At 71.0% G+C, this 19,235-nt stretch carries 23 protein-coding genes and 3 tRNA genes (1 of these 26 cut by a window edge); 8 read left to right on the top strand and 18 right to left on the bottom strand.

Annotated features, from left to right (window positions below; genetic code table 11):
- On the bottom strand, window positions 1–169 hold the 5' portion of the coding sequence (locus tag DFI_RS12210; protein ID WP_027463769.1) for an S-ribosylhomocysteine lyase. Its footprint begins 299 nt before the window's first position; 169 of the gene's 468 nt are visible here — the first part of the coding sequence; its start codon is at window positions 167–169; its stop codon lies off the left edge, out of view.
- Between the two features lie 82 nt (window positions 170–251).
- Here DFI_RS12210 and lspA point away from each other — a divergent pair, with 82 nt between their 5' ends.
- Window positions 252–800 carry a signal peptidase II gene (gene lspA, locus DFI_RS12215; RefSeq protein WP_081425937.1) on the top strand — a complete coding sequence of 183 codons (549 nt, stop codon included), beginning with the start codon at window positions 252–254 and terminating at the stop codon, window positions 798–800.
- Window positions 801–863: 63 nt separating this feature from the next.
- Here lspA and rpmB read toward each other — a convergent pair whose 3' ends face one another.
- On the bottom strand, window positions 864–1,079 hold the full coding sequence (gene rpmB / locus DFI_RS12220) for a 50S ribosomal protein L28 (RefSeq protein ID WP_022801035.1): 216 nt from the start codon (window positions 1,077–1,079) through the stop codon (window positions 864–866).
- A 280-nt stretch (window positions 1,080–1,359) separates the two neighbouring features.
- Complete coding sequence (locus tag DFI_RS12225) at window positions 1,360–1,629, bottom strand: GlsB/YeaQ/YmgE family stress response membrane protein (RefSeq protein ID WP_022801034.1); 270 nt, start codon at window positions 1,627–1,629, stop codon at window positions 1,360–1,362.
- 354 nt (window positions 1,630–1,983) lie between these two features.
- Here DFI_RS12225 and thrC point away from each other — a divergent pair, with 354 nt between their 5' ends.
- The gene (gene thrC, locus DFI_RS12230; RefSeq protein ID WP_027463770.1) at window positions 1,984–3,024 is read left to right on the top strand and encodes a threonine synthase; all 1,041 of its coding nucleotides are present in this window, start codon (window positions 1,984–1,986) and stop codon (window positions 3,022–3,024) included.
- Window positions 3,021–3,941, top strand: coding sequence for a homoserine kinase (gene thrB / locus DFI_RS12235; protein WP_022801032.1), 921 nt, complete (start codon window positions 3,021–3,023; stop codon window positions 3,939–3,941). The genes thrC and thrB overlap by 4 nt, the downstream gene beginning before the upstream one ends.
- Window positions 3,942–3,950: 9 nt before the next feature.
- Here thrB and DFI_RS12240 read toward each other — a convergent pair whose 3' ends face one another.
- Genes DFI_RS12240 through hemC form a run of 4 tightly spaced genes read right to left on the bottom strand, consistent with a single transcriptional unit; the run spans window position 3,951 to window position 6,646 of the window.
- Entirely contained in the window at window positions 3,951–4,424 is a 474-nt protein-coding gene (locus DFI_RS12240) for a MarR family winged helix-turn-helix transcriptional regulator (protein WP_051308113.1), read from the bottom strand.
- 60 nt (window positions 4,425–4,484) lie between these two features.
- Entirely contained in the window at window positions 4,485–5,474 is a 990-nt protein-coding gene (locus DFI_RS12245; RefSeq protein ID WP_051308115.1) for an asparaginase, read from the bottom strand.
- Window positions 5,475–5,489: 15 nt separating this feature from the next.
- Window positions 5,490–5,684, bottom strand: coding sequence for a hypothetical protein (locus DFI_RS12250; protein WP_027463772.1), 195 nt, complete (start codon window positions 5,682–5,684; stop codon window positions 5,490–5,492).
- A gap of 29 nt (window positions 5,685–5,713) precedes the next feature.
- Window positions 5,714–6,646, bottom strand: coding sequence for a hydroxymethylbilane synthase (gene hemC / locus DFI_RS12255; protein ID WP_022801028.1), 933 nt, complete (start codon window positions 6,644–6,646; stop codon window positions 5,714–5,716).
- 182 nt (window positions 6,647–6,828) lie between these two features.
- On the opposite strand from hemC, the gene coaBC reads away from it, so the two are divergent.
- A complete protein-coding gene (gene coaBC, locus DFI_RS12260; RefSeq protein ID WP_043779092.1) occupies window positions 6,829–8,019 on the top strand; it encodes a bifunctional phosphopantothenoylcysteine decarboxylase/phosphopantothenate--cysteine ligase CoaBC in 1,191 nt (396 codons plus the stop codon).
- Window positions 8,020–8,100: 81 nt separating this feature from the next.
- Window positions 8,101–8,574 carry an arginine repressor gene (gene argR, locus DFI_RS12265; protein WP_022801026.1) on the top strand — a complete coding sequence of 158 codons (474 nt, stop codon included), beginning with the start codon at window positions 8,101–8,103 and terminating at the stop codon, window positions 8,572–8,574.
- A 65-nt stretch (window positions 8,575–8,639) separates the two neighbouring features.
- Here the strand turns inward: argR and DFI_RS12270 are convergent, their stop codons facing one another.
- The 6 genes from DFI_RS12270 to mqnP form a co-directional block, all read right to left on the bottom strand.
- Entirely contained in the window at window positions 8,640–10,208 is a 1,569-nt protein-coding gene (locus DFI_RS12270) for a sensor histidine kinase (protein WP_027463774.1), read from the bottom strand.
- Window positions 10,209–10,254: 46 nt separating this feature from the next.
- Window positions 10,255–10,932 carry a response regulator transcription factor gene (locus tag DFI_RS12275; protein WP_010887388.1) on the bottom strand — a complete coding sequence of 226 codons (678 nt, stop codon included), beginning with the start codon at window positions 10,930–10,932 and terminating at the stop codon, window positions 10,255–10,257.
- Window positions 10,933–11,114: 182 nt separating this feature from the next.
- Window positions 11,115–11,738, bottom strand: a complete 624-nt coding sequence (locus DFI_RS20590; protein ID WP_051308117.1) for an adenylate/guanylate cyclase domain-containing protein — start codon at window positions 11,736–11,738, stop codon at window positions 11,115–11,117.
- Window positions 11,739–11,830: 92 nt separating this feature from the next.
- Window positions 11,831–12,289, bottom strand: a complete 459-nt coding sequence (locus tag DFI_RS12285) for a hypothetical protein (protein ID WP_051308119.1) — start codon at window positions 12,287–12,289, stop codon at window positions 11,831–11,833.
- An 89-nt stretch (window positions 12,290–12,378) separates the two neighbouring features.
- Window positions 12,379–12,675 carry a hypothetical protein gene (locus DFI_RS12290; protein WP_027463776.1) on the bottom strand — a complete coding sequence of 99 codons (297 nt, stop codon included), beginning with the start codon at window positions 12,673–12,675 and terminating at the stop codon, window positions 12,379–12,381.
- Window positions 12,654–13,541: a menaquinone biosynthesis prenyltransferase MqnP gene (gene mqnP, locus DFI_RS12295; RefSeq protein ID WP_022801021.1), complete on the bottom strand. Its 888-nt coding sequence runs from the start codon at window positions 13,539–13,541 to the stop codon at window positions 12,654–12,656. Before mqnP ends, DFI_RS12290 begins: the two co-directional genes overlap by 22 nt.
- Before the next feature lie 72 nt (window positions 13,542–13,613).
- Between mqnP and DFI_RS12300 the strand changes: the two genes are divergently transcribed.
- The 3 genes from DFI_RS12300 to DFI_RS12310 all read left to right on the top strand — a co-directional run bounded on the left by DFI_RS12300 (window position 13,614) and on the right by DFI_RS12310 (window position 13,903).
- Window positions 13,614–13,690: transfer RNA gene (locus DFI_RS12300), tRNA-Pro, on the top strand.
- Between the two features lie 25 nt (window positions 13,691–13,715).
- Window positions 13,716–13,789: transfer RNA gene (locus tag DFI_RS12305), tRNA-Gly, on the top strand.
- A 37-nt stretch (window positions 13,790–13,826) separates the two neighbouring features.
- Window positions 13,827–13,903 (top strand) — tRNA-Arg (locus DFI_RS12310).
- A 49-nt stretch (window positions 13,904–13,952) separates the two neighbouring features.
- On the opposite strand, the gene DFI_RS12315 is transcribed toward DFI_RS12310, so the two are convergent.
- The 5 genes from DFI_RS12315 to thiC are packed head-to-tail and all read right to left on the bottom strand — an operon-like array spanning window position 13,953 to window position 19,152.
- Window positions 13,953–14,705, bottom strand: coding sequence for a hydroxymethylpyrimidine/phosphomethylpyrimidine kinase family protein (locus DFI_RS12315; protein ID WP_027463777.1), 753 nt, complete (start codon window positions 14,703–14,705; stop codon window positions 13,953–13,955).
- Window positions 14,702–15,652 carry an NAD(P)/FAD-dependent oxidoreductase gene (locus tag DFI_RS12320; RefSeq protein ID WP_027463778.1) on the bottom strand — a complete coding sequence of 317 codons (951 nt, stop codon included), beginning with the start codon at window positions 15,650–15,652 and terminating at the stop codon, window positions 14,702–14,704. Before DFI_RS12320 ends, DFI_RS12315 begins: the two co-directional genes overlap by 4 nt.
- The gene (locus tag DFI_RS12325; RefSeq protein ID WP_027463779.1) at window positions 15,649–16,455 is read right to left on the bottom strand and encodes a thiazole synthase; all 807 of its coding nucleotides are present in this window, start codon (window positions 16,453–16,455) and stop codon (window positions 15,649–15,651) included. Before DFI_RS12325 ends, DFI_RS12320 begins: the two co-directional genes overlap by 4 nt.
- 11 nt (window positions 16,456–16,466) lie before the next feature.
- Window positions 16,467–17,327 (bottom strand): thiamine phosphate synthase, encoded by an 861-nt coding sequence (thiE, locus tag DFI_RS12330; RefSeq protein ID WP_081425939.1) that lies wholly within the window; start codon window positions 17,325–17,327, stop codon window positions 16,467–16,469.
- Window positions 17,320–19,152, bottom strand: coding sequence for a phosphomethylpyrimidine synthase ThiC (thiC, locus tag DFI_RS12335; RefSeq protein WP_051308121.1), 1,833 nt, complete (start codon window positions 19,150–19,152; stop codon window positions 17,320–17,322). Before thiC ends, thiE begins: the two co-directional genes overlap by 8 nt.
- Window positions 19,153–19,235 lie beyond the last annotated feature (83 nt).

The raw sequence follows: 19,235 nt of genomic DNA on the forward strand, positions 1-19,235 counted from the left end.
CCAGGGTGTGGATGGCGGCCGGGTCGATGGCGGCCTGGTTCGGCTGAAGGAGCCGCAGGTCGTACTTGCTGATCTTGTCGCCGCGGGGCGTGGTTTTGACGCCAGCCAGGCGGACGTAGGGGGCGCGGACTTTCGTGTGGTCCAGATCGAAGGATTCGACATTTGCCATGAAGTCACTATGCCGCCTTCGGTCCTGGTGACGTTGGACGCAGGGCACACAGTGGCGACGGGAAAACAGAGGGGCGCTCTATATACTGCGCGTCGTGCCTGATCTCGGTGACCGTGTACGCCGCCTGCCCGTGTGGCTGCCGGCCCTTCTCGTCGCGCTGCTCGTGGGCGCCGACCAGGCCCTGAAAGCCTGGGCCTTGGCGAACCTGACGTACGGCGCCCCGCCCGTCCCGGTCATTCCGGGGGTGCTCGACTGGACCTTGACGTTCAATACCGGCGCGGCCTGGAGTCTGTTCAGCGGAAGCACGGTTCCGCTGGCGGTGGGGCGCCTGCTGGTTGGGCTGGGCCTGCTCGTGTATCTGTGGCGTCGGCCGCAGCCCCCTTTACCCACCGTGCTGCTGAGCATGATCGCGGCCGGGGCCATCGGGAATGCCATCGACGGGTTCACGCAGACGCGTGGCGTGACGGACATGATTCACGCGCCGTTCCTGAGCTTCTTCACTCGCCTGGTCGGCCAGGGCGACTTCCCGATCTTCAACCTGGCGGACATGTGCGTGGTGCTGGGAACGATCGCGCTGGTCGTGTCGAGCTTCCTGGCGGAGCGCCGCCCGAAGGCTGGGGCGCTGGAGTAAAGAAGGCAAAATCAAGGACGCCCCGGCCGAACACCGGGGCGCCTTTCTATAGGGTGGTTGGGATTAGGTCAGGCTCTTGCGGCACTTGCTGCACACGCGCACGCGCAGGCTCACGCCGCCGCGGGTGACGTTCATCACCTGCAGGTTGGGCTTCTGGACGCGCTTGCTGATGCCCGTCACCTTACGACCCACGCCGCCCGCCGCACGGGCCTTACCCCGGCGGATGACCGAGTTCACGACAATCGGTCCCTTTCCGCACACTTCGCACACTTTCGCCATGTTCCAGTCTCCTTCTTGAGTCCGTTCCTTGCTTCCGCGTTTCCTCACCGTTCAGCGGCGTCGCCGAGCGGATCATCCACACTTCTGTCCGGGGCCTGCGCCCTGTATCAGGGTCACCGCCACACTGGACGGAATCAGACAAGCCGCACAAGAGTACCACAGGGACCGCCCCGGTGTGTAGCGCCCGGGGGAAAACGCCGGGTGAGTGCGTGACGGACCTCCGTCCGGTCCAAAGGAAAACCGGGCGCCCCGAAGGACGCCCGGTTCTGAGTGAAAGGTGTTAGCGAAGGACTCGCAAGGCCTTGAGGACGGCGATCAGCACCACGCTGCCCACCACGCCCCACACGATGCTCCAGAAGCTGAAGCCCGCGCCGGCCACGTCGGCGCCGCCGATGCCGAGCATGTTGCCGAAGATCGCCTGGGCGAGCAGGCTGCCGACGATCCCGATGAGGATGTTTGCCACGGCGCCCTGCTGTCCGTCCGTGTTCATGATCATGCTTGCCAGCCAACCGCACAGCGCACCAACCAGAATAGTAATCAGCCAACTCATGTGTTTTCCTCCTTGGGGTGATCCTGAACTTCTCGTTCTCAACGAAGAAATGCGTCGTTGTTGGGGGCAGCATGGGACTCCGGTCCCGGGTCCAATGTGGAGGGGCCTACTTTCTCAAGGGCAAGCAAAGCTGAGGTGGAGATGAGCCCAAACCGCGCTAAGGCTCCGATTGAAAAATGGGCCTCCGCACCCTCACAAAAGCCGATTTCCACCCGGAGAGGGCGGGCGGATGTCAGGGGGTCTCCCCTGTCTGAGTGTGGAAGGGGAGCCTGACCGGAGTGGCCGCTAGGATGGCCGCATTCCCCACGATCCTGACAGTCTTGCGCGCAGGACGTGCCCTGGAGGCCCCGACGCATGCCCGGACTGCTCGAACGTTACCGCCCTTACCTGCCCGTCACCGACCGCACGCCCCCCCTGTCCCTGCACGAGGGCAGCACGCCCCTGATCCCCGCACCGAAACTCAGTGAGGCGCTGAGCTGCGAACTGCACCTGAAGTACGAGGGCCTGAACCCCACCGGCAGCTTCAAGGACCGCGGCATGGTCATGGCCGTCGCCAAGGCCGTGGAGGACGGCGCGGACACCGTGATCTGCGCCAGCACCGGCAACACCAGCGCCGCCGCCGCCGCGTACGCCGCCCGGGCCGGCCTGAAGTGCATCGTGCTGATTCCGGACGGCAACATCGCCCTGGGCAAACTCGCGCAGGCCATGGCCTACGGGGCGCGGATCGTGGCCGTGCAGGGCAACTTCGACGAGGCGCTGCACCTCGTCCGGGAGATCAGCGCCGCCCACCCCATCGCGCTCGTGAACAGCGTGAACCCCCACCGCCTGCAGGGCCAGAAGACGGCCGCCTTCGAGATCGTGGACGACCTGGGCGAGGCGCCCGACATCCTGGCCATCCCGGTGGGGAACGCCGGGAACATCAGCGCGTACTGGATGGGTTTCCGCGAGTACCGCAGCGCCGGGAAGATGCCGGGCCTGCCGCGCATGTGGGGCATTCAGGCCGCAGGCGCCGCCCCCCTGGCCCGCGGCGTGGACCGGGTGGAGCACCCGGAAACGATCGCCACCGCCATCCGCATCGGCGCGCCCGCCAGCGCCCACCTGGCCCGCGCGGCCGTGCAGGAGAGCGGCGGGCTGTTCGACCTGGTCACGGATGACGAGATCATGGCCGCCTACCACCGGATCGCCGGGGAAGGCGTGTTCTGCGAACCGGCCAGCGCCGCGCCGGTGGCGGGCCTGCTGAAACTGCACGCGGCCGGGCAGCTGAAACCCGGGCAGCGGATCGTGGCGGTCCTGACCGGGAACGGCCTGAAGGACCCGCAGAGTGCACTGCGCAGCGTCGCGGCGCCCGTGGCCGTACCGGCCCGCATGGACGCCGTGCTGGAGAGCATCCTGTGAACCGCGCCGCGGGGGCGTTCACCGTGCGCGCCCCGGCCAGCAGCGCCAATCTGGGGCCCGGGTTCGACAGCCTGGGCCTGAGCGTGCCGCTTCACACCACCCTGCGCGTAACGCCGCAGGCCACCACCGAAATCGTGCCCCTCGGGGAGGAGTTGCGGGACACGCCCGCCGACGAGAGCAACTACCTGTACCGGGCGATGGAGCTGGCCGCCCGCCGCGCCGGGCAGCCGCTGCCGCCGGCACGGATCGAGATCGAGACGGAGGTGCCGCTGGCCCGCGGGCTGGGCAGCAGTGCCGCCGCGCTCGTCGCGGGCATCGTGGCCGGGAACGAGCTGCTGGGCCGTCCGCTGGACCAGGAAACCGTGCTGGACGTCGCGGCGCGGGAGGAAGGCCACCCGGACAACGTCGCCCCGGCGCTGTTCGGGGGGATCGTCGTGGCGACGCTGGACAAGCTGGGCACCCACTACGTGCGCCTCGATCCGCCCGCGCACCTGGGCGTGACCGTGCTGATCCCGGACTTCGAGCTGAGCACCAGCAAGGCCCGCGCGGTGCTGCCCAAGGAGTACAGCCGCGCCGATGCCGTGCACGCCCTGTCGCACGCCGCGCTGCTGGCCGCGGCGCTGAGCGTGGGCCGCCTGGACCTGCTGCGGCACGCCATGCAGGACTACATCCATCAGGTGTGGCGCGCGCCGCTGGTGCCGGGCCTGAGCGACATCCTGGAGCACGCCCACCGGCACGGGGCGCTCGGGGCGGCCCTGAGTGGCGCCGGCCCGACCGTGCTGTGTTTTCACGACCAGCGGGAACCCACGGAGCGCCTGCACACCTACCTGCGGGACGTGCTGCACCGCAGCGGCCTGACCGGGCGGGTGCTGGACCTGCCCATCGACACGCAGGGCACGGTCGTCACGCCCGCCTGAGGAAGCGGTTCAGGTCACCGGGACTGGCGGCGCGACCTGCACGAGTTGCGCCACCTGCCGCAGCTGGGCGGTCATGTGCTCGATCGCCGGGGTGCCCAGTGGGCTCAGGACCGGCTGCGTGACCCGGTGCGCGACCGCCAGCGCCGCGTGGGTGGCTTCCAGCCCCTCGGGGGTGAGGCTGACCTCCACGCGTCGGGCGTCGCGCGCTGACTCCTGCCGGACGATCAGCCCCTGCTTTTCCAGACCGGCCAGCACGCGGCTCATCTCGTAGCGCGGCACGCCCAGCAGCTCGGCCAGCAGGGCCGGCTGGCAGGCCTCGGGCGGCTGGTCGTTCACGACCGCCAGCGTCAGGTAGGCCCGCAGGTCCAGGCTCAGTTCGCGCTCCAGTTCGGCCTCGAGGGTGCGGCCCACGCCCCGCCAGGCGTCCCAGAACGCCAGGAAAAAGGCCTCGAGTGCCGGTGCCGGGATGGGTGCGTGCGGCATCTTCAGAGGATGCACCACCCCGGCCGGAAAATGGTCCGGGGACCCCGAACGGAACTTAAGTCAGAAGGGGTCGTCCACGAACACCCGGCGGATCGCGGCGCGGTCCAGGCCGAGGCTCAGCAGGATCATCAGCAGCAGCCGGGCCTTGTGGGCGTTCAGGAAGCTGGCGGGAATCGCACCCGCCTGTACCAGCGTCGCGCCGCCGCCCGCGTAGCCGTACACCGGCAGGATCGGCCCGGCGTGCGTGCGCGTGGCGATCACCACGGGCCTGTCGGTGTCCTGAATCAGCGGCAGCAGTTCTGCGGGCAGGTTCCCGGTGCCGAGTGCGGCGATGACCAGCCCGTCGGCGTCCCGCGCGGCCGCCTCGAAACCCTCGCCGGTCCAGCCGGCGTACGCGTACAGGACGTCCACCCTGGCCGTGAGGGCAGCTGGCGTGAACGCCACGCGCGGTTCCGGGTTCGCGAAGAAGCGGATCAGGGGCGCGCCCTCCACCCGGTCGATGCGGCCGATCGGGCCCGGGTACCCGCCGAAAGCCTCCACGGCCGTGCTGTGCACCTTCGTGACGGTGCGCGCGTCGTAGATGTCGCCGCCGAACGCGACCAGCGGACCCCGCCCGCGCGTGGCGGGGTGCAGGGCGATCTGCGCGGCGTCCAGCAGGTTCCCGGGGCCGTCCCAGGAGACTTCCGCGGCGTGGCGCATGCTGCCGGTCAGGACGACCGGGGTGTCGGCGCGCAGCAGCAGGTGCAGCGCGAACGCCGTTTCCTCCAGCGTGTCGGTGCCGTGCGTGACCACGATCCCGTCGTGCGTGCCGGCGACCGATTCGATCAGCTGCGCGACCTGCAGCATGTGCGCCGGCGTCACGTGCGGGCTGGGCAGCGTGAACGGCTGGAATTCCGTGACCTGCACGTTCGGCAGGCCCGGCACGCTGGGCGCCGACTGCGGCACCACGCCCGGCCCGTGCGGGTTGGGGCGGCTGGCGATGGTGCCGCCCGTGTGAATCACAGCGAGGCGCAGGCCCGGCGTGGAGGGGGGTTGGGGCGAGTCGTTCACGTCACCTTCCTCGCATCAGCGGCGCAGCGCGATCCAGACGAGCGCCACCACGAACACCACAGCCGTGAGCGGCAGCTCGGCCACCGCGGCTGCCCCGAGATCCGTGCCGGCACGGGTGCGCTGGAACAGGCCGATCCCCATCCACAGCAGCGCCGCGGCCAGCGCCGTGAGCAGTTCCGTGGGCGTCCAGCGCCACCGCGCGCCCTTCACGCCGCACTCCGGGCCGGCCGGGGCACCCCTCAGCCTTCGCGGGCCGCTTCGATCAGCGCGGCCGCGCCCTGGTCCAGCATGTCCGCCGCGAGTTCCGCGCCCAGGTCGGCGCACTCGCTGGGCTCGCCGGCGCTGGTCGCGCGGATCACCTTGCTGCCGTCCAGCGCCGCCACCCACCCTTCCAGGGTGAGCACGCCGCCCTTCACGCTGGCGTGCGCCCCGACCGGCGCCATGCACCCGGCGCCCAACCCCGCCAGGAACTCGCGTTCGGCGGTGATGCGGTCGTCGGTGAGGTGGTCGTGGATGGCGTACGCGACCTCGATGGTCAGGTCGTCGTCCGCGCGGGTTTCCAGCGCCAGCGCGCCCTGCCCGGGGGCGGGCAGCAGGATGTCGGGTTCGACGAACTCGTCGATGCGGTTGCGCATCTCCGTGCGGATCAGGCCGGCGGCCGCTAGGATGATCGCGTCGTACTCCTCGCCGGCGAGCGCCGCGAGGCGCGTGTCGATGTTCCCGCGCAGGTCGATCACCTGCAGGTCCGGGCGGAAGGCCTTCAGGAACGCGCGCCGGCGCACGCTGCTGGTGCCCACCCGGGCCCCCTGCGGCAGGTCCGCGAGGCGCTTCATGCCTTCCTTGCCGATCAGCACGTCCCGGGCGTCCACGCGCTTGGGAATGCTGGCGACCTCCAGACCCTCAGGCTGCTCGGTGGGCAGGTCCTTGAGGCTGTGCACGGCGATGTCGATCCGGCTCTGCAGCAGGGCGTCCTCGATCTCCTTGACCCAGAAGCCCTTGTCGCCCTTCTGGGCGAGCTGTCCCAGGGCCTGGCGGTCTTTGTCCCCTTTGGTCGTGATGGTCTGAATGCGGAAGTCCGTATCCGGCCATTCCTCCTTCAGGCGGGCCACGACCCACCGGGTCTGAGCGAGCGCGAGCGTGCTGCCGCGCGTCCCTACGGTCACCGTACGCATAACCCGCACAGTATACGGGCAAGGGAACCCCGCCGCGTCCCGGACCGGTCCCCGCCCGGGGACACCCCGCGCCTCTCCCCTGCCCTGCTAGCCCGCTCCCGTACACTGGGCGGGTGAACAGCGTCCCGGACGGGCAGGAGCAGCGTCAATCCCCCAGCGGTCATGGACCGGGCCGGCCCCGGGTGCTGGTGATCGTGGGCGGCAGCGTGGCGGCCGTGAAGGCGCCGGCCGTGTTGCGGCGCCTGCGGGAGCGCGGCACGAGCGTGCAGGTGATCGCCACGCGGGCCGCGCTGGCCTTCATCACGGAACTGAGCCTCGCCACGGCCGCCGGGACCGCGGCGGCCACGGACGCCACCTGGTTCGCCGCCGGCCCGGACGCGCAGCACCTGACGCTGGCGCGGGCGGACGCCACGGTCGTGGTGGGCGCCACCGCCGAACTGCTGGCCGGCGCGGCCGGCGGGCACGCGAACGACCTCGCGCTCGCGACGCTGCTCAGCGTGCGCTCGCCCGTCGTGTGGGTGCCGGCCATGAACGAACGGATGTGGACGCACCCGGCCGTGCAGGCGAACGCCGCGCAGGTCCGGGAGTGGGGCCACACGTTCCTGGGGCCGGAAACCGGGCCCTTCGGCACCCGGCATGAAGGCAGCGGCGTGGGCCGCATGAGCGAACCGGACGACATCGCCGACGCGGTGATGGCGCTCCTCGGGCCCGCCCGTGATCAGGACCTGAAGGGCGTGCGGGTGGTCGTTTCGGCCGGCCCCACCCGCGAGTACCTGGACCCGGTGCGGTTCATCAGCAACCCCAGCAGCGGCAAGATGGGCTTCGCGGTCGCCGAGGACGCCCGCGACCGCGGCGCGGCCGTAACCCTGGTGACCGGCCCGGTGGCCCTGCCGGACCCGCCCGGGGTGCAGGTGGTCCGGATCGAGTCGGCGCTGGACCTGCGGGACGCCGTGGTCACGGCCGCAAGGGACGCGCAGATCGTGGTGATGACCGCGGCCGTTGCCGACTACCGCGCCGCGGCCGCCGCCACCGAGAAGCAGGCCAAGGTCGCCGGGGACGTGACCATTCACCTCACCCCGAACCCGGATATCCTCGCCGAACTCGGGCGGGAGAAGGGGGACCGGGTGCTCGTCGGCTTTGCCATGGAGACGCATGCCGGCGTGGAACGCGCCGCCGGGAAGGCCGCCCGGAAGAACGCCGATTTCATCCTGCTGAACTACCCCACGCAGGCCGGCACGGCGTTCGGCGGGGACGACAACGAGGTCACGCTGGTCCGCGCCGACGGGTCGCACGAGGCGTGGCCCCGCACCAGCAAGCGCGAGGTGGCCCGCCGCCTGCTGGACGAGGCCGCGCGCCTGCTCGCCCGGCGCTGACCCCGCCCGCAGGAGCCCCGCCTGGACGGGACCGCAGGAACCTATTGCGTATGCAGGTGCATATGCATACCATGTCGTGGAATGCCCAGCAAGGAACTCAGCAAGGAGCAGCGACAGAAACGAATTCAGGACATCATCGCCCGTGAGAGCATCAGCACGCAGGGCGAACTGGTGGAACGGCTCCGCGCCGAGAAGATCAACGTCACGCAGGCCACCGTCAGCCGCGACATCAACGAACTGCGCCTGGTGCGCCTCCCCATCGGGAAGGGCCGGCACCGCTACGCCCTGGCGCACACCACCGGGCACGCCGACGTGGAAGACGAACTGGGCCGCCTCTTCCAGAACTTCGTGCACGACGTGGACCGCGGCGAGAACCTGCTGGTCGTCCGGACCGCGCAGGGCCACGCGAGCGGGGTGGCGCTGCTGCTCGACCGCCTGCGCCGCGACGACATCGTGGGCACCATCGCCGGGGACGACACCATTCTGGTGGTGGCCCGCAGTGTGGAAGAAGGCGAGACGCTGATGGAGGAATTCCACACCCTGATGCTCGGCTGAGCGGAAAGGGGAAGTGGCCGGTCAACGATCTATCCGTTGACCGGCCACTCTTTAAATATTCACCGTTACGGCACGTCGTCGTCGTCCAAGACAGGTACGTTCCCGATGGGGAGCTGAACGTGGGCGGTGGTGCCCTGGCCCAGGTCGCTTTCCAGCCAGATGCGGCCGCCGTGGGCGTCCACGATGCCCTTGGCGATGCTCAGGCCCAGGCCGGCGCCACCCTGGTCGCGGCTGCGGCTGTCCTCCAGGCGGTAGAAGCGGTCGAAGAGGCGCTCAAGCTGATCGGCGGGGATGCCGGGCCCGTCGTCCTGCACGCTCAGGTGCATCTGCTGGCCGGCGGCGTCCAGGGTGCTCCCGAGGGTCACGGTGCGCGCGCCGGCCTTCAGGGCATTGCCGACGAGGTTGATGATGACCTGCTTGAGCCGGTCCGGGTCGCCCTCGAAGGGCAGGTCGTCACCGCTGACATCCAGCGTGGTCTGCTGGGCCTGGGCGAGCGGCGCGAGTTCCCGGGCGATCTCACGCAGGAACAGGCCGGAGAAGATGGGCGCGCGGTTCAGGACCAGCGCCCCGCTGTCGGAACGGGCGAGTTGCAGCAGGCTGGCGATCAGGTTGGTGAGGCGTTCGGATTCGCTCTGGATGATCTTCAGGCTCTCGGCCTGCTGGCCGGTGGGGTTGGTGCGGCGCAGCAGGTAACTGGCATGCCCGCTGATCGCGGTGACGGGGGTGCGCAGTTCGTGGCTGGCGTCGCTGGTGAAGCGGCGCTGCGCCTCGAAGCTCTGTTCCAGGCGGCCCAGCATGCCGTTCAGCGCCTGCGCGAGGGCCTCGACCTCGTCGCCGGTGGCGGGCACCGGGACGCGCTCGGTGAGGTTCTCCCCGCCGATGCGTTCGGCGGCGCGCCGCACCAGCCGCAGAGGTCCCAGGGCCTGCCCGGCGAGCAGGTAGGCGCCGGTCCCGGCACTCACGGCCCCGATGGCGCACAGCAGCAGCAGCACGTTCTGAAGGTTGGTGAGGGTGTTGTTGATTCCGCCCAGGCTGCGGGCCACGTAGGTGACCGCCAGGGTGGGATCGCTGCCCAGGGCCGCGGACTTCAGCTGCAGGGGTTCCAGGCGCACCAGGACCCGCATGGGCGTGGGGGTGTCCCGGAAGCGTTCCCGGACCGGCAGGTTGAGCTTCAGCTGCCCGTCGGGCGCCTCGATCAGCGCGGCGAGTTGCGCGTCGGTCAGTTCGATGGGGTGGTCGGGGTCGGTGGCGATGGTGATGCGGCTGACCGCCTGGATGTCGCGCAGGTACTTGAACAGCTGGCCCCGCATGGTCGGCGTGGTCGCGTTCTGCAGGTCGGTGGCCAGGGTGGGCAGGTCGTAGAAGGCGAGTTCCTCGATCTGGATGAACGAGTCCGGGAACTGGTAGCGGGAGATCACGACCTCGCCGTTCGCCTCGCGGTCCAGCCGGTCGGGGTCGTGCAGGTTCAGGCTGGGCGCGAGGCGCACCAGGCTGACGTAGGTGTCCTGCAGCTGCCGGTCCACGCCGGCCACCAGGCTGCCGCGCATCAGGATCAGGGCGGCCAGCGCGACCAGGGACAGCAGCACGGTCAGGAGCGCCGTGTAGAACACCGTGAGCCGCCAGCGCAGGGTCACGGTGCGTGCTCCTGCCGGGCGGCCCGGGGGGTGAGGGGGGTGGGGGTCATTCCTCGCGCAGGACGTACCCGACGCCGCGCACGGTGTGGATCAGGCGCCGTTCGCCGCCCTCTTCCAGCTTGCGGCGCAGGTAACCGATGTACACGTCCACGACGTTGCTGCCGCCGGTGTACTCGGGCCAGACCTTCTCCTCGATCTCGAAGCGGGAGAAGACCTTGCCGGGGTTGCGGGCGAGGAGTTCCAGCAGTTCGAATTCCTTCGCGGAGAGTTCCACGCGCCGGCCGCCGCGGAAGATCTCGCGGCCGTCGAGGTTCATGACCAGGTCGGCGACGCGCACCTCGCCGGTCACGGCGGGGTTCACGCGGCGCAGGTGGGCGCGCACGCGGGCGAGCAGTTCCTCGATGGAGAAGGGCTTGATGAGGTAGTCGTCGGCGCCGGAGTCCAGGCCCTCGACCTTGTCCTGAATGCCGTCCTTGGCGGTCAGGATGATGATGGGGGTGTTGCTGGTCTTGCGGATGCGGCGGGCAACTTCCAGGCCGTCCAGGACGGGCAGCATCAGATCCAGGATCACGAGGTCAGGGTTGACTTCACGGAATTTGGACAGGCCGGTCACGCCGTCGAAGGCGACTTCGGTGGCGTAGCCTTCGGCCGCGAGTTCCAGCTCGATGAAGCGGGCGATGTCTTTCTCGTCCTCAATGACGAGTACGAGGGGTTTGCGTTCCATGACCCAGAGTCTATGGAGGCTTCTCATGAGAATCCGGTCGCGGTGCTTAATGCCAGTTTATGTGGTTCCCCATGGACAGACACACCGAAATCCGGCCGCTGGCCCACCAAACACCGCCCATGCCATCACAGAGGAGCTCATGAGCTGCTCAGAGAGCAGCCCTGCATGAGCCTCATCCGTTCTCAGGCCGGGCGGCGCCGGACCGGGTCGGCCCGCAGGGGCGCCACGCGCGCCACCACCGGCTCCTCGACCACCAGCTCGTACCCCACGCAGTCCGGCCCGAAGCCCTGCAGGCTCAGCGCCGGGCGCTTCACGACCCGCCAGGGCCCCTGCGCCGCGCCCGACAGGTCCTGGCAGACGATGGTCTGCCCGGCCGCCGCCGCGTCACACAGGCGCCGCGAGTAGTTCACCGGCAGACCGTAGGCGCTCATCTGCCCGCCGACCGGCCCGGTGATCACCTCGCCGTACGCGGCCCCCACCCGGACCTGAAGCTGCACGCCCAGGTACCCGGCCAGGCTCAGGCGCGCGGCGCGTTCGTGGGCGCCTAGTGCGGCGAACACGGCCTTGCGCTCGCAGCCTTCCGGCCACAGCGCCAGCACGGCGTCGCCCTGGTGTTGCAGCACCTGCCCGCCGGCCGCCTCGAAGCTGAGGATCATGACCTGCACGAATTCCGCCATGAGGGCCTGGTAATGCCCGAGTTCCAGGGCGTGCGCGAGACGCGTACTCCCCACCACGTCTACCAGCACCAGACTGGCGCGGGTGGGTTCGACTTTGACAGCAGGAAGAGGGAGAAGACGCTCAGGCATAAGAGTCTTCCTTATTGTGCCTTAACTCTCCCTCATTGGCATCCCCCGCTGCCTAAAGCCACCGGGCTTGACAGGGGGCAGATGAGCGGCCTCTACAGCGTGAAGCCGTGCAGGGGCGGGGCGGTCCGGAACGCCACCCAGTCCCCGGGGGCCAGGGCAGGCAGGGCGGTAAACGCCGCCAGCACCAGGGGCAGCCGCGCCTGCACCACGCACACCGAACGCTGCACCGCAACGACCTGCCCCCGGCCCTCCACCTGCGAGATGCCCACGCTGGTCAGGGCTTCCTCCGCGGCGTCCTCCGGCGCGAGGCGGGTGAACTCCTCCAGCACCCCATGTACGATCACCCGGGCCGGCCCGGGCGCCGCCGCGTACGGGCCGTTCCGGTCGAACAGGTACAGCACCCGGCCCCCAGCCGCGAACTCCAGCAGCGGACTGCCCTCCCGCTGCGGGTACAGCAGACCCTCGGCCGCGTGGGCCGCGAAGCGGGTGGTGAATTCTCCCTCGGAGCTTTCCAGGGGGCCCAGGCGGTCCCCGGTCAGGAGACCCGTCATGCCGGCGTCCCGGGCCGGGGAAGGGGAGGAATCGCGTGCAGCGCGGCCGTCATTCCCGGCATTCTAGAGCGCCTCATGCGCCGGCGCCCTCACCGCCCGCCGGGCGGCGGCTCCTCCAGCCAGTCCAGGTCCGGTCGCACCTGCCCGGCCGCGTCCAGCACGGCGTCCGCCCGCTCCAGCGCGAAGGTGCCCTCCACCTCCCGCAGCATGTGAATCAGCACCAGCCCCCGCAGCCGCTCCAGCGCCGCCCAGGCCACCCCGCCCACCACATGCGCGTCCTGCGCCAGGGTGAGCAGGCGCAGGGTCAGGCGGTCCTCACCCTCCCGGAAGGCCCGCACGGCCGCCTCGGGCACCAGCCGGCCCCTCAGGTCGTCAGGGTCCGCCACACCACGTCCACGACCACACCCGCCAGCATGGTCAACGCCAGCCACATGTTCGCGTCGAAAAACGCCACGTTCACCCGCGCCAGGTCATCCGGGTTCACGATCCGGTGCTCGTACAGGAGGATGCCGCCCATCACCAACGCCGCCAGGAAGTACCACGGACTCGCCCCCGCCAGCACACCCACCAGCACCAGCAGCGCGAACGTCAGCGCGTGGCTGACCGCCGCGATCCGCAGCGCCCGCGGAATCCCGAACCGCGCCGGAATGCTCTTGATGCCGTTCGCCAGATCGAACCGGTAATCCATGGTCGCGTAGATCACGTCCAGGCCCACCATCCAGAAGATCACCACCGCCCACAGCGCCCACGCCACCGGGTGAAACTCACCCGTCACCGCGATCCACCCGCCCGCCGCCGCCGCGCCGTCCGTCACGCCCAGCCACACGTGACACAGCCACGTGAAGCGCTTCGTGTACGGGTAGCCGATCAGGAACACCACCGCCAACGGCAGCAGCATCAGGCACAGCGGGTTCAGCTGCCACGCCGAGACCACCAGCACCACCAGACTCACCGCCACCAGCGCCCACGCCTGCCCCGGCGACACCTTCCCGGCCGGCACCTCCCGGCCCGCCGTGCGCGGATTGCGCGCATCGATCAGCCGGTCGATGACGCGGTTGGCGCCCATCGCCGCCGTGCGTGCCGACGCCATCGCCACCGTCACCCAGAACACCGTCGCCAGCCCCGGCCAGCCCGTTCCGAACTGATGCATGCTCGCCAGCAGCATCCCCGCATACGCGAACGGCAGGGCGAACACCGTATGCTCGAACTTCACCAGATCCAGGTACGTCTTCACGCGGGCCAGGGCACTCACGCCCCCACCATACGCGCCCCCGCCCCCAGACCCCACGCGGCATCTGCTATAGTCCTGGGGCGCGCAACGCATCGAGGCGTAGCGCAGGCCGGTAGCGCACTTGGTTTGGGACCAAGGGGTCGCTGGTTCGAATCCAGTCGCCTCGACCAAGTTGAATCAAGCGGGCGCGCACCCGCGGGATTGGTGTAGTGGTAGCACAGCAGCCTTCCAAGCTTCTGGCCTCGGTTCGAATCCGTGATCCCGCTCCAAAACGGAAGGCTCCCCACGCGGGAGCTTTCTCACTATGCGCCCTTAGCTCAGCTGGATAGAGCAACCGCCTTCTAAGCGGTCGGTCGTAGGTTCGAGTCCTACAGGGCGCGCCAGCACAAGCAAAACCCCCGGTCAGCAGCCGGGGGTTCATCCATATCGCGCTCAGGTGGTCACAGGGGCGTGAGTGAATCCGAGGGGCCCGTGCCCACCCCCGAGGCCCGGTGCGGCGCGCAGGGCGCGTTGCAGGTAGGCGTGCGCCTGCCGCACCGCCTGCGGCAGCGGCTGGCCGTGGGCAAGATTCGCGGTGATGGCCGCCGAGAGTGTGCAGCCGGTGCCGTGCGTGTGCCGGGTGTGCAGGCGCGGCGCACGGAGGGTCAGCGTATGGTCCGGGGTGCGGAGTTCGTCGGTGACCGTCTCCCCTGCCGCGTGACCGCCCTTGAGGAGCAGCGGGAGGGTGTCGGGGGCGCCGGCCTGCCGCAGGGCGGCCCATTCGGGCAGGTTGGGGGTGACCAGGGTCGCCAGCGGCAGCAGCTCGCGGGTCAGGGTGAACAGGGCGAGGTCGTCCAGCAGGGCGGCCCCGCTCTTGGCGAAGAGGACCGGGTCGACGACCAGGGGCCCGGTCCAGTCGCGCAGTTCAGCGGCGACAGCGGCCACGATGGCGGGCGTGCCGAGCGCGCCGGTCTTGACGGCCTGCACCGGGAAGTCGGTCAGGACTGCGCGAATCTGGGCGCGAACGAGATCTGGGGGGAGCGGGTGGACGGCCTGCACCCCTAAAGTGTTCTGCGCGGTGACGAGGGTAACGGCGGAAGTACCGAACACGCCGTGCGCCTCGAAGACCTTCAGGTCGGCCTGGATGCCGGCGCCACCGCCGGAGTCGGACCCGGCGATGGTGAGCACGACGGGAGGAGCGGTCATGTGGCCCCCGCGGGGACCGGGAGAGCTGGGGCGGGCAGGAGGTCAAGGAGGCGCCGGGCGGTCCAGGGGGCCAGCAGCGCCCCGTGCCGTCCGTGCCCGGTGGCGACCAGCACGCCCGGCTGGCTGGGGTGCGGCCCGACGATGGGGTGGCCGTCCGGGGTGATGGGGCGCAGGCCGACCAGGGTGACCTGAACCGGCTGGTTCCGCAGGCGAGGGTCAAGGCGAACGGCAGCGGCCTGAAGCCAGCGGCAGGCACGTGGGTCGGGGATCCCGTGATTGTTCCGGCGGACGGTGGCACCGACGTACACGCCGTCCGGGCGGGTCAGGGTGTAGGTCCGGGCGCCCTGCCCCCGGCGCCGCCCGGCGGCCCGGGCGGGCGCCGCGGCCGCATCTGGGGGTGTGAACAGCAGCGCCTGCCCCTGCACGGGCGTGACGGCCAGGCCGAAGGTGGCGCTCCAGGCGCCGGCGGCCAGGATCACGGTCCGCGCCTGCCAGGGGCCCTGGTCCGTGGTGAGCTGAACGCCTTCCGGCTGAGAGTGCACGGTCAGCACCCGGCCCGGGTGCACCGGCAGGCCGTGCAGGGCGGCGCGGACCACGCTGGGTGGGTGCACCTGCGCCTCACCGGGCATGCGGGTCCAGGTGCCGTCCGGCTGGCGGGTCAGGACGCCCTCGCGGTAGTGGACGTGCATGCCGCTGGCGGTTTCCAGCTGCCGCGCGAAGGCCGGCCACAGGCGCAGGCTCTCGGCGGCCAGGGCGCCCAGGGGCGTGTCCGGCGTGAGCCCCTCGGCGGCTGGGCTGAGCAGGCCCGCCGCGGCCCGCCACGCCGCGCCGGGCAGGTCGGCGTCCAGCACGGTGACGGCGCGCCCGGCCTGCCGGAGGGCGAAGGCGGTGGTCGCACCGATCAGGCCGCCGCCCACCACGAGCACGTCCGCGTGGCGCGGCGTCATGCGGGGAGTTCCGCGTCCGGGAGGCGCACCGCGCCCACCGGGGGGCTGCTGGGGTTGGCGGCGTCCCGTTCGGCCATCCGCCCGGCCTGCCAGGCGAGCCGGCCCGCCTGCACACCCAGCGCGAAGGCGCGGGCCATGGCGACCGGGTCGCGGGCTTCGGCGATGGCGGTGTTCAGCAGCACGGCGTCCGCGCCGAGTTCCAGGGCCTGCGCGGCGTCGCTGGGCACGCCCAGGCCGGCGTCCACCACGACCGGCACGGCCGCGCCGTCCAGCACCGTGCGGATCAGTTCGGCGGTGCGCACGCCCCGCCCGGACCCGATGGGGCTGGCGAGCGGCATCACGGCCGCGCACCCGGCGGCTTCCAGGGCGCGGGCGAGCACGCCGTCCGGCTGCACGTAGGGCAGCACGGTGAAGCCGTCGTCCACGAGCTGCTGCGCGGCATGCAGGGTGCCCACCGGGTCCGGCAGGAGGTACTTCGCGTCGGGGATGACCTCCAGTTTCACCCAGGTCACGCCGGTCGCGGCGCGCGCGAGTTTCGCCACGCGCACGGCTTCCTGCGCGGTGCGGCAGCCGGCGGTGTTCGGCAGCAGGGCGTAGCGGTCCAGGTCCAGGGCGTCCAGCAGGCCGTCGTGGCCGGGGGACCGGAGTTCCACGCGGCGGATGGCGACGGTCACGAGTTCGGTGCCGGACGCGATCAGGGCCTCGCGCATCACGGTGAAGTCCCGGTACTTTCCGGTGCCGAGAAAGAGGCGGGAGGTGAAGTGGCGGTCACCGAGGCGCAGGAGATCAGGCGGGGTGGTCATGGGCGCTCCTTTCAGCCGCCCCCGATCACGCGCACGATTTCCACGTGATCGCCGGGGTGCAGGGGATGGTCGGGCGCCTGTCCGCCCGGGTGGAAGTGGTCGCCGACGGCGATGGCGACCCGGTCGCGGGGCACGTTCAGCTCGCGCAGCAGGGCGTGCAGGGTCAGGCCGGGGGTGTGGGGGTGCGGCTCGCCGTTCACGTGCAGCGTGGCGATGCCGGCCGCTGCGGCCCGGGGCAGCTTCGCGCGCAGGGCCGCAGCGGCCCGGGCCGGGTCGGGGGCGTCCAGGATGGCGCGCACCACGGCCACGCGGGTGGCGCCGGCCTCCAGCACGGCCTCGATGGTGTCCCTCTCGATGCCGCCGATGGCGTACCAGGGCAGCGGGGGGTTCAGGCGGGCGACGTGCCGGACGTACTCCAGTCCGGCGGCCGCGCGGCCGGGTTTGGTGGGCGTGGGGTGCACCGGGCCGGTGGCGAAGTAGGCGGGCGCTTCGCGCAGGGCGGCGTCGGCGTCATGGGGGCGGTGGGTGCTGCGCCCGATACGCAGCTGTGGGGCGAGCTGGCGGGCCCAGCGGACCGGGAGGTCCCCCTGGCCGAGGTGCACGCCGTCCGCGCCGGCGGCCACGGCCACGTCCACGCGGTCGTTGATGAAGAAGGGCACGTTCCGGGCGTGGGCCAGGGCGCGCACCTTCTCCCCCAGGGCGATGTAGGGGCCGGCCTCGCCGTAGCGGGGGTCGGCGGCCTTGCAGCGCAGTTGCAGGGTATCCACCCCGCCGTCCAGCGCCGCCTGGACCCGCGCGAGAAAGTCGGGTTCGGGCTGGTCCGGGCGGGGCGTGGCGACGAGGTACAGCGCTCCGAGGGGCCGCTCAGTCATTGCCGCTTCCCGACTCGGTGTAGAGCGCACTGCCGCGTTCGCGGAACTCGTGGGCTTTCGCTTCCAGGCCGGCGAGCACGTCCTCGGCGCGCAGGTCGTGGCTGAGTTTCATGCTGCAGAAGTGCGGGCCGCACATGCTGCAGAAATGCGCGGTCTTGGCGGCCTCGGCGGGCAGGGTCTCGTCGTGCAGGGCGCGGGCGCGCTCCGGGTCCAGGGAGAGGTTGAACTGGTCCTGCCAGCGGAACTCGAAGCGGGCCTTGCTCAGGGCGTTGTCGCGGGCCTGCGCGCCGGGGTGGCCCTTGGCGAGGTCGGCGGCGTGCGCGGCGATCCTGTAGGCCATGAGGCCCTCGCGGACATCATTCCTGTCGGGCAGGCCCAGGTGTTCCTTGGGCGTGACGTAGCAGAGCATGGCGGTGCCGTACCACGCGATCTGCGCCGCGCCGATGGCGGACGTGATGTGGTCGTACCCGGGGGCAATGTCGGTGGTGAGCGGCCCCAGGGTGTAGAAGGGCGCTTCCTGGCACACGTCGAGCTGCCGGGTCATGTTCTCGCGGATGAGCTGCATGGGCACGTGCCCGGGGCCCTCGATCATGGTCTGCACGCCGCAGTCCCAGGCGACGCGGGTGAGTTCGCCCAGGGTGTCCAGTTCCGCGAACTGCGCGGCGTCGTTGGCGTCCTCGATGCTGCCGGGGCGCAGGCCGTCCCCGAGGCTGAAGGTGATGTCGTACGCAGCCATGATCTCGCAGATCTCCGGGAAGTGCGTGTACAGGAAGTTCTCCTGGTGGTGCGCCAGGCACCATTTCGCCAGGATGCTGCCGCCCCGGGACACGATGCCGGTGCGGCGCCGCGCGGTGAGGGGCACGTGCGCGAGGCGCACGCCGGCGTGGATGGTGAAGTAGTCCACGCCCTGCTCGGCCTGCTCGATCAGGGTGTCGCGGTACAGCGCCCAGGTGAGTTCCTCAGGCTTCCCGCCGACCTTCTCCAGCGCCTGGTAGATGGGCACGGTGCCGATGGGCACGGGGCTGTTGCGCAGGATCCACTCGCGGGTCTGGTGGATGAAGCGGCCCGTGGAGAGGTCCATGACGGTGTCCGCGCCCCAGCGGGCGGCCCAGACCATCTTCTCCACCTCCTCCTCGATGCTGCTGGTCACGATGCTGGTGCCGAGGTTCGCGTTGACCTTCACGCGGAAGTTCCGGCCCAGGATGGTGGGTTCGAGTTCCGGGTGGTTGACGTTCGCGGGAATCACCGCGCGGCCGCGGGCGACCTCGGCGCGCACGAACTCCGGGGTGATCTCGCGGGGGATGCTCGCACCGAAGGCCTCGCCAGGGTGCTGCTGCGTCAGGTCGAAGGCGGCGTGCTGGCGCAGGTTCTCGCGCAGGGCCACGAATTCCATCTCGGGCGTGATCTCGCCGGCACGGGCGCGCTGCATCTGCGTGCCGGCCTGACCGGCTTTGGTGCGGCGGGGGGCGGGCACGGCCGGGAAGGGCAGCGGGCCGTCCAGGTCGGCGGGCGCGGCGAAGCGGGGCGTGACTTCCAGCCGGGCGTCGTGCGCCAGCCAGGGCCGGGCGACCGGCAGGCCGCGGCGCAGGTCGATGCCCACGGCCGGGTCGGTGTAGGGGCCGCTGGTGTCCGGCACGAGCAGGTCGGGGTTCGGGGTGCTGCGGCTCACGCCGCTGAAGGCCTCCACGGTGGGCGACTGGCGGATGGCGCGCACGGGCACGCGCACGCCCGGGTGCAGGGTGCCGGTCAGGAAGCGTTTCTCGCTGCCGGGAAAGGGGGTGGTGGACAGGGCCGGGGTGGGCGCAGGGTCGGATGTCAGGGGCATGGGGCCTCCACAGGGCAACAGGCGGGGACACGCGCCGGAAGGAACACGGCACGCCAGGAAACAGACGGGGCTGGTCAACAGGA

This window comes from Deinococcus ficus (assembly GCF_003444775.1).
GTDB lineage: Bacteria > Deinococcota > Deinococci > Deinococcales > Deinococcaceae > Deinococcus > Deinococcus ficus.